This is a genomic window from Kitasatospora sp. NPDC096147 (assembly GCF_044763225.1).
In the GTDB taxonomy this organism is placed as follows: Bacteria; Actinomycetota; Actinomycetes; order Streptomycetales; family Streptomycetaceae; genus Kitasatospora.
Genome location: NZ_JBIWFX010000002.1, coordinates 379540 through 392750 on the forward strand (window position 1 = coordinate 379540; position 13211 = coordinate 392750).

Genomic DNA, 13211 nt, shown 5'->3' on the forward strand with positions numbered 1-13211 from the left:
CCGCTGCGCGCAGTTCCTCGCGCCCCTGGGCGGCTGCCTGGTGGCCCGCTCGCCCAAAGGCATCCTCGGCCGGGCCGCAGGCTCAGTCCAGCAGTTGCTGCCCGACGTACCCGCCCTCGGGCGCCCCGGGCGGCACCGCGTACAGCCCCGAGCTCTCGTGCCGGAGGAACCGCGAGAGCCCGTCCCCCCGGGCCAACTTCCGCTGTACCGGCACGAATCCCTTCCCCGGGTCCGCCTGGTACGCCACGAACAGCAGCCCCGCGTCCGGCGCCCCGTCCGCCGCCATCCCGTCCGCGTACGAGAACCCGCGCCGCAGCATGGTGGCACCACCGTTCGCGGCGGGCGCCGCCACCCGCACGTGTGCGTCCGCCGGGATCAGCAGCCCGCCGTCCGCCCCGGTCGCGGTGAGGTCCACGGGAGTGTGCTCGGAGCCGCCCGAGAGCGGGCCGCCGTCCGACTTCCGCCGCCCGATCACCCGCTCCTGACGGTCCGTCGGCAGTGCCTCCCAGTTGTCCAGCAGCATCCTGATCCGCCGCACCACCGCGTACGTCCCGCCCCGCATCCAGTCGGACCCGCCCGCGAAGACCTTCTCCTCGAATCCGGCGTCGGCCGGCTTCGGGTTCCCGGTGCCGTCGATCTGGCCCATCAGGTTGCGCGGTGTCATCGGTCGCTCGGTGGCTCCGGGGGTGCGGCTGAAGCCCGCCATCTGCCAGCGCAGGCCGGCCAGCCCGGCGGCCTGCCGCTGGAGCACCCGGAACGCGTGGAACACCACCAGCGCGTCGTCCGCGCCGATCTGCACCCAGAGGTCGCCCTCGCTCCGCGCCGGATCGATCGCGTCCTCGGGGAACGCGGGCAGCGGCGCCAGCGCGGCCGGCCGACGGTCCGTCAGGCCGGCCTTCTCGAAGACCGCCGCGCCGAACCCGAAGGTGAAGGTCAGCCCGCACGGCCCGGCGTCCAGCGCGATCTGGTTCTCCGCCGCCTCGGCCGTCTCCCCCCGGGCCAGCCGGGCGGCGGTCGCCGACCACTGCCGCAACAGCTGCCGCAGCCCGTCCCGGCCGACCCCGGGGGCCAGGTCGAAGGCGGCCCACTGCACCCGGGCCTGGGCCGCCTCGGTGATCCCGGCCTGCCGGGGGCCGAAGAACGGCACGGCCGCCCGCCCCAGTGCACCGGCAGCCCGCTCGTCAGCGCCGGCCCGGTCGGCGGTCGGATCGGCGGCCAGGGCCTCCCGCCCGAGCGCGCCGCCGGCCACCCCGACGGTCAGTCCGGCCGCGCCGACGCCACCCAGCAGGGCACGGCGGGAGAGGGGAGTGGCGGTCATCGTGCTCAGCCGATCTTCAGGGACTTCACCACGGTCGCCTGGTCGATGTCGGAGGACCGCACGGTCACCGACACCACCCAGTTGCCCGCGAGCGGGAGTTGGACGTCACCGGTCCAGCTGCCGGGGCCGACCGACTGCGTGGTGACCGGGAGCGGGCCCAGGTCGCGGTCCGGCAACGTGACGGCGAGCTGCACCTCGGGGACCTCGACCGGCTGTCCGGCCTGGTCGGTCAGGGTGAGCTTGGCCGAGTTGAGGCCGATCCCGGCGGGGCTGAGCACCACCGTGGCGGTGCCCTTGGCGTTGGGCGTGCGGCCACCGGTGTCGTAGGGGAGCTTGAGCTCCACCGTCCGGCCGGGCACCGCGCCGTCCCGCACCGGGTTCCGGTCGTTCGGGTTCTGGACGGCCGCGCCGCCTGGGGAGGCGGCCACCGCCTCGGCGACCTTGCCGGGCGGGGTGTTGGTCAGCATGGTGGTGACCACCAGCACGGCCACGGCCACGGCGGCCTCCACCAGGACCGAGCGGCGCAGCCCGGCCCGGGCGGGGGTGCCGTCCCGTTCCTGACGCTCCGTCGCCTTCGCCCGCGCGGCCTGCTGCAACGCCAACTGCGCAGCCCGCACCGGGTCCTCGTCCTCCGTCCCGCCCGCACCCGCACCCGTACCCGCACCGACATCAGCTGCGGCACCCGCACCGCCCGACGCCGCGCCCGGCGCGGACACCGCCGCCTCCCGCAGCTCGGCCCCGGCCTCGACCCCGGCCCCGACCTCCGCCGCCTCCCCGCTCGCCGCCACCGCGGCCGTGTCCGGCTCGGTCCGCAGCCGCGCCACCCAGCCCCGGGAGAACCAGGCCACCCCGACCATCGCGAGCACCACACCGGTCTTCACCAGCAGCAGCCGCCCGTACTCGGTGTCGAGCAGCGGCGCCCAGCCGCCCAGCCCGCGCCAGGACTGGTAGAGCCCGGTGGCCACCAGCACCGCGACCGACCAGAAGGCCAGCCGGGAGAAGACCTCGACCGCCCGCAGCCCGATCCCGGACCGCAGGCCGATCAGCAGCGTGACGAGCCCGCCCAGCCAGAGCGCCATCGCCAGCAGGTGCACCATCGCGGTGGGCAGCGCCAGCCAGACCTGCTCGCCGACCGAGGCGTGATCCGCCCCGGCCCAGGTGGCGGAGAGCGCCACCGCGAGCACCAGCCCGGCCACCCCGAGGCCCAGGCGGGCGTCCCGGAGCGGACGTTCGGCGGCCTTCCGCTCCAGCCGCCGCAGCTCGTCCTCCTCCGGGTCACCCGTCTCGGGGACCGCCGCCACCGGCCGCTGCTGCCCCAACTGCCCGACCAGCAGTGAGAGGAAGACCCCGGCGGCGGCCAGCAGCAGCAGCCGGACCGAGAGCGCGGTGCCGATCCGCTCGTCCAGGGTGGCCCGCACCAGCGAGAGGTCCAGCGCCTGCCCGACCCCGGTGCCCCGCTCGTACGGGCCGCGCAGCAGCAGCACCCCGACGGTGGCCACCAGCAGCGCGACCCAGCCGGTCATCAGCAGCCGCTGCACCGCCCGGACGGCGACCCCGGCCGGCCAGCAGAGCAGCACGAAGGCGGCTGCTCCGGCCAGCAGGGCGAAGGCGCCGTACGCGACCGCCCGGCCGGTGCCGTAGAGGAACGCGACCGTGGAGTCGGCCTTGACGTCCTGGAGGGCGGTGGCCGAGACGCTGGTGGCGGACGGGGCGCCGATCGAGAAGACGAAGGCGCCGCCGATCGGGTGCGAGTCCTCGGAGACCGCCCGCCAGGCCACCGTGTAGGTGCCGTTCGGCAGGCCGGACTTGAGGCCGACCCGGGCGGTGGCGGCCTTGCCGTCCACGTGGCCGGGCGAGCCGGAGTCCACCGACGCGCCGTCGGGTCCGAGCACCCGCACCGAGTCGGGGGAGAGCGAGACGCCCTCGCTGAAGGTCAGGGTCACCGTCCCGGGGGCGGTGGGCAGCACCGTGTTGGCCGCCGGGTCGGTGGAGACCAGCGCGGCGTGGGCGGAGGCCGTCCCGGCCCCGCCGAGCAGCAGCACCAGGACCGCGCCGGCCACCGCCAGCAGAGCACCGAGCCTCTTCATGGTCCGTCAGCTTCCCGGTCGGTAGGTGAGCGGCTGGACGGGCACCTTCACGGCCACCGTCCCGCCCTTCTTGAAGGTCAGGTCCAGTTCGAGCTGGTCGCCGACGGCGGGCGCCTTCTCCCAGCCCATGATCATCAGGTGGTTGCCGCCCCGGGCCAGCTGCAGCTCGCCGCCGGACGGCACCGTGAAGGACTCCACCTCCTCCATGGTCCGCTCGGTCGAGCGGTGCATGGTGACCGACTTGGCCGACGGGCTGGAGACCTTCACCAACTCGTCGGCGCCGCCCTCGTTGCGCACCGTCAGGTAGCCGGCGCCCATCCCGTTCGGGCTGGCCGGCAGCGGGATGTAGGAGTCGACCACGCTGAGCCGGGGCGCGGCGTCGGCCGACGGGGAGCCGGCTGACGGGTCGTCGGACCCGCAGCCGACGAGTATCGTGCCGGCGGTCAGCGCGGCGGCCACGCCCGCGCCGATCAGGGCGGTGCGGCCGAAGCCGGTCACGCGGCCACCCCCTTGGCCAGCAGCGGGAGGTCGTGCTCGAAGGTCTGGGTCGAGGTGCTGCTCAGGTAGAGCAGGTGGGCCTTGTCGTCGGAGGGCAGGAAGCCCAGCACCTGGGCGCCGTGCGAGGAGGTGACGGTGCCGTCCTTGTTCACGATCGGGTCCTCGACCAGCACGCCCAGCGTCTTGGCGGCGGCCTTGACCTTCTCCAGGTCACCGGTCAGGCCGGTGAAGCTCTTGCCCATCGAGTCCAGCCAGGTGCGCAGCACCTGCGGGGTGTCCCGCTCGGGGTCGGTGGAGACGAAGACCACGTCGATCTTCTGCTGCTCCTCGACCGGCAGCTTGGACATCGCCACGCCGATGTCGCCCATGGTGGTCGGGCAGACGTCCGGGCAGCTGGTGTAGCCGAAGAACAGCAGGGTGGCCCGGCCGGCGGTCTTGGCCCGCAGGTCGTACGGCCGGCCCGAGGTGTCGTTCAGCACCAGCTCGGGCTTCTCGAACTGCTTGGTCAGCACGGTCGCCTGGTACGGCGAGGTGCTCTTCTCCTTCGACACCTTGGCCGGGCCTTCGGAGCTGCTGCCGGAGGAGCCGCAGGCGGTCAGGGAGAGGGCGGCGGTCAGCGCGAGGGCGGCGGCGCCGATCAGCCGGGGGGTGGTCCGTCGGGGGGTGCGGGTGGCCATGGGGTGATCCGTTCGTGGGGCGGGGGCGTACTGCGGCCCGGCCGGGCCGCCGTCACCGGCGGATGCGCGGTGGCGGCCCGGCCGGGCCCGGGCTCAGGAGGCGCTGCTCTTGCGGCGCAGGCCGAGGACGCCGAGGGCGGCGCCGATCACGCCGACCACGATGCCGACCACGCCGAGCGTGCGGGCGGTGGAGTCGTCGCCCTTCGCCACGGCGTGCCCGGTCTTCTCCCCGTCCTTCGCGGCGTCCTTCGCGGTGTCGGCCGAGCCGGCCGCGTGGTGGTCCGCGCCGGCGGCGGCCGGTGCCTTGGTCAGGGTCAGCACCGGGGCGGGCTTGGCGGGCTCGGGCTGGCCCTCCTTGGCCTCGTCGATCCAGCGCACCACGTCACCGTTGTCGTAGGTCTGGAGCGCCTTGAAGGTGACCTTCTCGGTGTCCGTCGGCAGCGCGCCGAGCGAGACCTTGAACTCCTGGAACTGGCCGGGCGCGATCTTGGCGCCGCCCTCGGCGGTCCAGGTGATCTTGGAGACCGCCTCGGTGATGTCCTTGCCGTGCGAGTTCAGCGGCTTGTCGAGCTTGGACTTCTCCAGCACGGCGGTCCAGCCCGGCACCGGCAGCACCCGGACGGAGGCCATCGGGTGGTCCAGCGGCAGGTTGACCTCCAGCTTCACGGTGGAGGCGGTGTCGCTCTCGTTCGGCACCCGGAAGTCGACGGCGGTGTAGCCGCCCTGCTGGGCCGAGCCCGGCTGCACGGTGACGTGCGCGGAGGCGGGGGCGGCCAGTGCCAGCACGGCGACGGCGGCGACGGAGGTGGCACCGACGAGACGACGGGCAGGGGAGATGCGCATGGGTGTGGGCTCCAGACGGAGACGGCGGGTGCCGCGCTCGGCCGTCCTCGGACGGCGGGCGGACCCGGGGGTACGGGAGGTCGGAAGCTGACGGACGGTCAGCACTCTGCGCACGCCGCACCGGCCCGGACGGGCCGTCGGTCAGCGCGCGAACCCGTACCCGGGAGGGCCGCGCCGGAGCAGGCTGTGCCGCAGCGAGACGGCGGCGGGCAGCCGCCAGTCGCCCGCGCGGGGCGCGCGCCGCGCGCACGGCTCCGCGGCCGGGCCCAGCAGCAGCGCCAGCACCAGGGCGAGCGCCGTGCGCAGCGGGGCCGCGCACTCCTGGGCCGCCCGGGCGGTCAGCCGCAGCAGCCGCCAGAGCGCGGCCTCGCCCCGGCGCAACCACCAGCCGGCCAGCACGGCGGCGGCAAGGTGGCCGAGCAGCATCGGGACGGTCATCCCGAGGAAGCCCCCGCCCGGAGCGGCGGTGGACACCGGATAGGCCAACGGGTCCAGCCCGGCGGCCCGGACCAGCTGCGCCGGGTCCCCGGCCAGCGGGAGCCCGGTCTCGTTGCAGACCAGCCGGCCGGCCACCTGAGGCAGCGTCAGCCCGCCGTGGTGCGTCCCGGCCGTCCCGCCCATCCCGGCCATCCCGGCCATCGCCGTTCCGGCGAACCCTCCGCAGGCGGAGTGGAAGAGCAGGTGCAGCGCCAACTGCCCGGCCCCGAGCGCCCCGGCGATCGAGCCGAGCGAACGCTCCCGGCCACCGAGCGCGACGCCGGCCGCGCACACCAGCGCGAAGCCGAGCACCAGCGCGGGCAGCGGCACGTCCCCGCTGCCGATCACGGTGTGACCGGCCGCCGCGATCAGCGTGCAGACCAGCGCGAACGGCACCGCCCTGGCCAGCCGCAGGTCCCACGCGGCCACGGCAGCGGCGGCCGGGGCGCGGCGGCCCTCGGTGGCGGCTCCCGGCGGCGGGGCGGGCTGATGGCTGGTCATGGCGGGAGCCATCCTCTCACCGCCTACGGGCGGGCCCCGGGGAGGGGCGGAAAATACATCACAATGCCCCGTTCGGCCCCGGCGTGCGCGCCGTGCAGTGCGCTGCCCGGCACACCCCGCTGCACCAGTCCATCCGCCGAACGGGCGGTCCCGGGGCTCGGGCACGGTTCACCCGCGAATGCGTCGGAGATACCTAGTTGTATGTGGAGCCGCAGCCAGGAGGGACCTCCCGTGGACATCTGGTGGACTCTGCACCTCAAGCGCGACCCGGCCAGTGTGCCGCTCGCCCGGCGCATCCTGCTGGGCGCGATGGACTCCGCCGGGGTCGACCCGCAGATCGCCTTCGACCTGGGCATCGCCCTCACCGAGGCCTGTGCCAACGCCGTCGAGCACGCCACCTGCTCCCGCCCCGACGAGGGCTTCCAGGTGACCGCCTCCATCTCCGGCGACACCCTGCGGATCGAGGTCACCGACTCCGGCCCCGGCCTCCCCCCGGCCACCGCACCCACCCGCACCCCTCCCCTCCCCACCGTCCGCCGGCCCGCCGCCCCCGTCCGCCCGCGCACCCGCTGCCGCACCCGCCGGGGCCGGGCCACCCTCCCGGCCCTCACCCCCCAGCACTCCCGCCCCGAGGGCCGCCCCGCTCCCTACGACACCCACGTCCTCCCGGCCGGCCGCCCCACCTCCGCCCGCCCGGTCGACCTCGAAGCCCTCCCCGACCTCACCGCCGAGAGCGGTCGCGGCCTCTTCCTGATCCACGCCCTCACCGACCACGTCCAGCTCCGCAACCACCCCCTCCGCGGCGCCATCGTCAGCTTCGACAAGGTCCTCAAGTGGCAGGACGACGCCCTCCTCCGGGCCGCCTCCTGAGGTAACTCGCCTTTCAGTGCGGAGAGTTAAATATCGGGGTTGATCGTCCATGACGAGGTGTAAGGCCGCCACGGCGCAGCTGGGGCACGCGGGCGCGGACTTCTGCTCTGGCGGGGCGCCGGGCAGTACCCGGCGCGGATGGTACCGATCGCCGTACTGCGGTTGGCGGACACGCGATCGGTTGCGATGGCGGTCAGGTCAGTAGGTCGCGACCTCCGATTCAGACCGACGCTGCGGCTCGAACAATGTCCGCGATCCGCGCGGCGGCCTCGACCGGATCCTCGTGCTCCCAGACCCGGATGACGGTCCATCCAGCTTCCCGGAGACGGTGGTCGGTCTCCGCATCCCTGGTCCGGTTGCCGTCGATCTTCGCCTGCCAGAACTCGACGTTCTTGGAAGGGGGCCGAAGGTGCTCGGGGCAGCCGTGCCAGTAGCAGCCGTCGACGAAGACTGCCACTCTGGCCCGTGGGAAGAGCACGTCGGCGGTGCGCCGCAGTTCGGGGAGCGGTCTAGCCGCGACGCGGTACCGGAGCCCCTGCTTGTGCAACAGTGAACGCAGTCGCAGCTCTGGTTTCGTATCTTTGTTCCGGTTGCCTTGCATCGAGGCCCGGACCGCCGCTGAGGAGGCCCAGGACCCCTCCGCCGGAGGTTCCTCGGTCAGGAGCCCTTTCTGCCGGGCGAGGCTCCAGCCCTCGGCGAGGTTCGCCGCACGGGTGCCCTGCTCGACTTCTCCGAGGTAGCGGGCAGGAGACTTGCCGGCATCGGACCAGCGCAAATAGGCGCGAATGCGGCGTGTGTCCGGCAGTACCTTCAACTCCACGGAGGCGCGGGCGAATCGGCCGTCACCGAGGTCTACGGAGCGCCGATGGCGGCCGCCGGCGGCCCGGTCCTGCTCGGCTGCCAGAGTCTCGCGACTCCGGCCCGGACGTCCCTTCCACGCGCGGTTGGGCGGCGGGTCGTGTTTCCAGCGGCCCTGCGCGACGCTAGCTGTCCTTGGCACGCTGGCGCTTCTCCGCCTCGTCCAAGACGGTGGCGACGGCCTTGGCGAAGACCTCTCCGAGAACGACCGGTACGGCGTTCCCGAGTTGACGCATCTTCTCGCCACGCGGGCCCTTGAGCTCCCAGGTGTCCGGAAAGGTCATGACACGAGCTGTCTCTCGTACCGTCATGTAGCGGTGCTTATACCTGCGACCGCCCTGTGCGGCCTTGTCGGCGACCAGCTCGTCGAGCAACATGACCGACTCACCTCCAGGTACTCCGTGCACGCCAGCCTTGACGGTCTTGGCCGGCCGGTCGAGCTCGTTCGGAGTGTGACCGTCATAGATGCGGGCTCCGGGCCAACCGATGTGCTCGGTGAAGCCGCCGAGCAAGTGCTCGGTGCGATCCAGCCACTCGTCCGGGACCTCCGGCAAGGGCTTGTTGTCGCCGATACCCGCGATCGCGTCTCGCAGGGTGTACCAGGGCAGAAGGCCGTCGTCCTTCGGCGCGACCTTCGGGAGACGTGCCTGGACCCACTCGCGCACGTGCGTGGGGACTTCCGGGTGACGTTCCCAGTAACTTCCCCCGTCCATCATGGATCGGATGAGTGCAGCCTCGGAGTGCGTCGGCTTCACGAGCGACTTGAACAGCTCAATGTCGACATCAAGGTCGCGGCGGAAGGCCACGATGATCACGCGGTTGCGGATCTGAGGCACGCCGTAGTCCGCCGCGTTCACAGGCGTCATGACGACCCGATACCGCTTCTTGAGGTACTCCGGGTCCTGCTGCAGTCGCGTCTGCAGGTGCTCGTCACCCTGCTGTAGTCGCGTCTGCAGGTACTGGTCGTGCTGCGTCCAGTCCGCGCCCTCGGCACGCTCCTCGAAGGGCAGCGCCAACTCGCGCAGGATGTAATCGAAGTAGGACTTGAACGACGGCCTGAGCAGACCGCGGACGTTCTCGCAGATCACGGCCTTCGGCTGGATCTGGCGGACGGCCTTGAACATCTGCGGGAACATGTTCCGCTTGTCCTCGTCGCCCTTGGCGACGCCTCCGAGGCTGAAGGGCTGGCAGGGCGGTCCTCCGGCCAGGATGTCGACCTGGCCCTTCAGGTAGTCCATCTCCAGGTCCTGGACGTCACCAGCAAACAAGGGCACCTGCTCGCCCGGCTTGGGAGCCCGTACTGGTGCCTGTCCGTCAGGCAGCGGCTTGGCTCCGTTGGCCGCCAGGGTTTCACAGGCCCGCTTGGCGAACTCGTTGAAGAGCAGTGGCCGGAAGTCCGCGCCATGTACGGCCATGGCCAAGCCGCCAGCACCGGCGAACAATTCGACGCTGGTGCGGTCTTTCTTCGACTCTTCATACAGCTCAGCCATGGTGAAAGCATACCGCGGAGCTGTCGATCTTCAAGCTACTTGCCAAGAAAGTTCGTCCTCGCGTGTACGCCGCCGATAGGGTTTTGGTGATCACGCCGATCAAGAGAGATGCAGCACGGCGATGCGATCTGAGGGGCCGCTGTGGGTCTTCCCGGGGGTGTCGCGTGAGGTGTAGCCCGAAAGTCGGCAGGAGTGCCGCCGCGCCGGCACCCATCCCATCGACTGGCCGAGAGTGGAAGGTCAAGTGGTGCCGGAGTCCCTCTTGAGTTGCCGACGGCCCGAGGCTGGGAATCGCCGTCGCGACAGCGCGCACGCTCGCGCCCACACCCGACCAGTCAGTCGTCCTTCGAACAGAGTGGAGCAGCCTGAGTGACCACGCAGCCCGCCTTTGACGGCTTCGCCGAAGGGTCAGTAGCCGGCCCTGAGATCATCTATGACCCGTTGCGCCGTGAGAACATCGGACGCAGCGTGTTGTGGGCGTTGACCTCGCGTGACGCCGTCCAGCTGGACCGAGTTCCCCGCTTCAACGGGTGTGGGATCTACGCGCTCTACTATGCCGGGGATCACGAGCTCTACGGCCCGATCTCATCCGACCAGTTCGAAGTCCCTATCTACGTTGGCAAGGCCGATCCAAGCGGCGGTCGTAAGGGCGTGACGGTGGGGGAGGCATGGGAGGGCAACCCGCTCTGGAGCAGGCTCGGGAACCACTCGCGGAAGATCGATAAGGCGTCCGACCTCAACGTGCAGGACTTCTTCGCGAGGTACCTCCCCGCTGATGACCTCTTCACCCCGATGGCCGAGCGCCTGATGATCAGAGACTTGCGGCCGGTCTGGAACGTCGTACTCGAAGGCTTTGGTGTCAACCGTCAAGGCTCGGGGCGAGAAGGCAAGCAACTTCGTCCCAAGTGGCATGAGGTGCATACCGGAGTCGACTGGGCCGATGGCATGACGGCCCAGCCTGGCGGACCAGAGCCGCTTCGGCAGCAGGTGCGTGCTCACCTCGAACTCTATGGGCAGCCCCACCCTGGCGCTGCCGGTCGGCCGCCCGGAGTGATCTGATCCGCGAGCAGAGCCTTGGTGGGTCAGGTAGTGGGTGCCAGTTCCGAACGCCCTCTTCGGCCCGCAGGAGCCGCGCATGTAAGGGCACATCTGGGTCACATGGGGACCAAAAACGCCGCTGACCAGTGCCAACTGCCGAAGGCAGTTTTCCCTGGTCAGCGGCGTTTTCGCGACAAACCCGCAGGTCACCGGACCTTGTCGGCCAATCGGTCCTCAAGTGGCAGGACGACGCCCTCCTCCGGGCCGCCTCCTGAGCCCACCGCCCTCCGACCACCCGTCAGCGCCGGTCCTAGGCTGACCGGATGACGAACGCACAGGTGCCCGAGCCCGTCCGGACCATCGAGCGGATCGGGGAGCGGCTGGCCCGGCTGCCCGGGGTGACCGGGGTGGTGCTCGGGGGCTCCCGGGCCCGGGGCGCGGCCCGGCCGGATTCGGACCTGGACATCGGGCTGTACTACGACCCCGCCGCCGCACCGGAGTTCGAGCAGGTGCTGGCCGCAGCCGCCGAGCTGGACGACCGGGGGGAGCCGGCCGGGTACGGCGGATACGGCGAGTGGGGGCCGTGGATCAACGGCGGGGTCTGGCTCCGGGTCGACGGTCTGAAGACCGACATCCTGCTGCGCGACCACGGCCGGGTGGAGCGGGTGGTCCGGGAGGCGGCGGCCGGGAGCTTCACCGTCGACTACCAGCCGGGGCACCCGCACGGCTTCGTCTCCACGGTCTACGCGGGCGAGGTGCGGCACAACCTGCCGCTGCACGACCCCGAGGGCCGGCTCGCCGGGCTGCGCGCCCTGGTCGACCCGTACCCGGCGGCGCTGGCGGAGGCGGTGACCGGCCGGTTCGGCTGGGAGGCCGGCTTCTCGCTGGACGGGGCCCTCTCACCGGCCCGCCGGGGCGATCTGCACCAGGTCACCGGTCTGCTGCACCGCGCGGTGGCCTGCCTCAACCAGGTGGTCTTCGCCCGCAACGGCCGCTTCCTGCTGAACGAGAAGGGCGCCCTCGCGGAGGCCGCCGCGATGCCCCGTACCCCGGCCGGCTACCGGCCCCGGGTGGAGGCGGCCCTCGGCGGGCTGTCGGCCGAGCCGGAGGTGCTGCTGGCGGCGGTGGCGGCCCTGCGCACGGTCGAGCGGGAGCTGATCGGGTCCGGGGTGCAGTGAGGGGTGCAGTGAGCGGGTCAGGCGTCAGGGTGAGCGGCCGGCGAGGGAGCTCCCCCGTCGGCCGCTCCGGCCCGGGGCGTCAGGCGGCGGACCCCCGGAGCACGCCGCCGAGGTCCTCCACGATCTGACGGGCGATCACCTTGCGGTGCTCGCGCAGGTAGAAGTGGTCACCGGGGTGAACGTGCAGCCCGGTGAGGTGCGGCAGCCGCTCGGCCAGCGCGGCCACTGCCGCGGCCGGCGTCACCGCGTCGTCCAGACCGGCGAACAGCGACTGCGGCAGCTCGGGCAGCGGGGCCCGCAGCTCCGCCGGGGCGGTGTCCACCAGCTGGAAGTCGCTCCGGATCGCGGGGGCGAACAGCTGCCACAGCTCCGGTACGTCCAGCACCTCCGCCGGGGTGCCACCCATCCGGACCAGCACCTCCCGCAGCTCCTCGTCGGAGTGCAGGTGCCGGGGCGGCCGCCCGTCCCCGGGCCGCTCCTGGTCGGCCGCCCAGGCGGAGAGGCCGAGCCAGCGCGGGCCGGGCTCCCCGGCCGCCCGTATCCGCCGGGCGAGCTCGGTGGCCACCAGGCTGCCCATGCTGTGCCCGAAGAAGGCGTACGGCACGTCCAGCCGACTGCTCAGGTCGGTCCGGAAGCGTTCGACCAGCGGGGCCAGCTCGGTGTACGCCGGCTCGGTGCCGCCGAAGCCGCGCCCGGGCGCCTCCACCAGCACCACCTCCCAGTCGACCGGGAAGAGGTCGCACCACTCCCGGAAGAAGAGGTGCGAGCCACCGGCGTGGTGGAAGAGGAAGAGCCGCAGGACGGGCGCGGCCACCGGCCGGGGCCGGTGCACGGTGGGGGCGGGGCGGAGAGCGGCGGTCATGCGGATTCCTCCGTGGTCGGGGCGGTGGTCACCGGGCGGCGGCCGTGACCGGTGATCGGCACCCCCGGCATCGGCGGTCCGCGCCCGGCCCGGGCGTCGGACCGCTTCACGGTCAAGGGCCTGTCCATTGTGCCGGGAGCCGCCTCGGGGGCGGCTCCCCGGGCCGCCCCCGTGAGGGCGGGCCCGGAGTCCTGACGGGCGCTCAGGAATTGCCGGGCCGGGCCGGTCGGCGCAGCCTTGGGGCATGGAGCACCAGATGCGGGCCGAGTACGGCCCTGACGGTCAGTCCGGCGGCGTGAAGAGCTGGCACATCACCACGGGGTCCGCCACCACCGCGATGTGCGGCCACGAACTGGAGGACGGTGCGGAGCGCCGCGAGCCGACCAGGTGGACGGAGCAGCCCGACCTGAACTGCCACACCTGCGGGGCGCTGTTCCTCCGCGAGGCGCCGTACCTGCCCGGCGAACACACCTACACCGAGCAGCCGTAGCCCGCCGCGCCCGTGGACCCGGCC

13 protein-coding genes are annotated in these 13211 nt (G+C 72.7%); 4 read left to right on the top strand and 9 right to left on the bottom strand.

The genetic code is table 11. The features are described from left to right. Positions 1-82: 82 nt before the first annotated feature. From efeB to ACIRBX_RS07225, 6 genes are all read right to left on the bottom strand, one after another. Complete coding sequence (gene efeB / locus ACIRBX_RS07200) at positions 83-1318, bottom strand: iron uptake transporter deferrochelatase/peroxidase subunit (RefSeq protein ID WP_402294258.1); 1236 nt, start codon at positions 1316-1318, stop codon at positions 83-85. Between the two features lie 5 nt (positions 1319-1323). Beyond that, positions 1324-3405 carry a copper resistance protein CopC gene (locus ACIRBX_RS07205; protein ID WP_402294260.1) on the bottom strand — a complete coding sequence of 694 codons (2082 nt, stop codon included), beginning with the start codon at positions 3403-3405 and terminating at the stop codon, positions 1324-1326. Between the two features lie 6 nt (positions 3406-3411). Further along, a complete protein-coding gene (locus tag ACIRBX_RS07210; RefSeq protein WP_402294261.1) occupies positions 3412-3903 on the bottom strand; it encodes a copper chaperone PCu(A)C in 492 nt (163 codons plus the stop codon). Continuing rightward, positions 3900-4580 (bottom strand): SCO family protein, encoded by a 681-nt coding sequence (locus tag ACIRBX_RS07215; protein WP_402294263.1) that lies wholly within the window; start codon positions 4578-4580, stop codon positions 3900-3902. The genes ACIRBX_RS07210 and ACIRBX_RS07215 overlap by 4 nt, the downstream gene beginning before the upstream one ends. 93 nt (positions 4581-4673) lie before the next feature. Then, positions 4674-5423 carry a YcnI family protein gene (locus ACIRBX_RS07220; RefSeq protein WP_402294264.1) on the bottom strand — a complete coding sequence of 250 codons (750 nt, stop codon included), beginning with the start codon at positions 5421-5423 and terminating at the stop codon, positions 4674-4676. Positions 5424-5564: 141 nt separating this feature from the next. Further along, entirely contained in the window at positions 5565-6401 is an 837-nt protein-coding gene (locus ACIRBX_RS07225; protein ID WP_402294266.1) for a hypothetical protein, read from the bottom strand. 231 nt (positions 6402-6632) lie between these two features. Between ACIRBX_RS07225 and ACIRBX_RS07230 the strand changes: the two genes are divergently transcribed. Further along, entirely contained in the window at positions 6633-7271 is a 639-nt protein-coding gene (locus tag ACIRBX_RS07230; protein WP_402294267.1) for an ATP-binding protein, read from the top strand. 220 nt (positions 7272-7491) lie between these two features. On the opposite strand, the gene ACIRBX_RS07235 is transcribed toward ACIRBX_RS07230, so the two are convergent. Both ACIRBX_RS07235 and ACIRBX_RS07240 read right to left on the bottom strand, forming a co-directional pair. Next, complete coding sequence (locus ACIRBX_RS07235) at positions 7492-8091, bottom strand: very short patch repair endonuclease (protein WP_402294269.1); 600 nt, start codon at positions 8089-8091, stop codon at positions 7492-7494. Between the two features lie 163 nt (positions 8092-8254). Continuing rightward, a complete protein-coding gene (locus ACIRBX_RS07240; RefSeq protein WP_402294270.1) occupies positions 8255-9619 on the bottom strand; it encodes a DNA cytosine methyltransferase in 1365 nt (454 codons plus the stop codon). A 369-nt stretch (positions 9620-9988) separates the two neighbouring features. On the opposite strand from ACIRBX_RS07240, the gene ACIRBX_RS07245 reads away from it, so the two are divergent. Together ACIRBX_RS07245 and ACIRBX_RS07250 are read left to right on the top strand one after the other, a co-directional pair. After that, positions 9989-10678 (top strand): Eco29kI family restriction endonuclease, encoded by a 690-nt coding sequence (locus ACIRBX_RS07245; RefSeq protein WP_402294271.1) that lies wholly within the window; start codon positions 9989-9991, stop codon positions 10676-10678. Between the two features lie 302 nt (positions 10679-10980). Further along, positions 10981-11835, top strand: a complete 855-nt coding sequence (locus ACIRBX_RS07250) for a nucleotidyltransferase domain-containing protein (protein WP_402294273.1) — start codon at positions 10981-10983, stop codon at positions 11833-11835. A 79-nt stretch (positions 11836-11914) separates the two neighbouring features. On the opposite strand, the gene ACIRBX_RS07255 is transcribed toward ACIRBX_RS07250, so the two are convergent. Continuing rightward, complete coding sequence (locus ACIRBX_RS07255) at positions 11915-12697, bottom strand: thioesterase II family protein (RefSeq protein WP_402294275.1); 783 nt, start codon at positions 12695-12697, stop codon at positions 11915-11917. A gap of 244 nt (positions 12698-12941) precedes the next feature. Here ACIRBX_RS07255 and ACIRBX_RS07260 point away from each other — a divergent pair, with 244 nt between their 5' ends. Next, positions 12942-13187: a hypothetical protein gene (locus tag ACIRBX_RS07260; RefSeq protein WP_402294277.1), complete on the top strand. Its 246-nt coding sequence runs from the start codon at positions 12942-12944 to the stop codon at positions 13185-13187. Positions 13188-13211 lie beyond the last annotated feature (24 nt).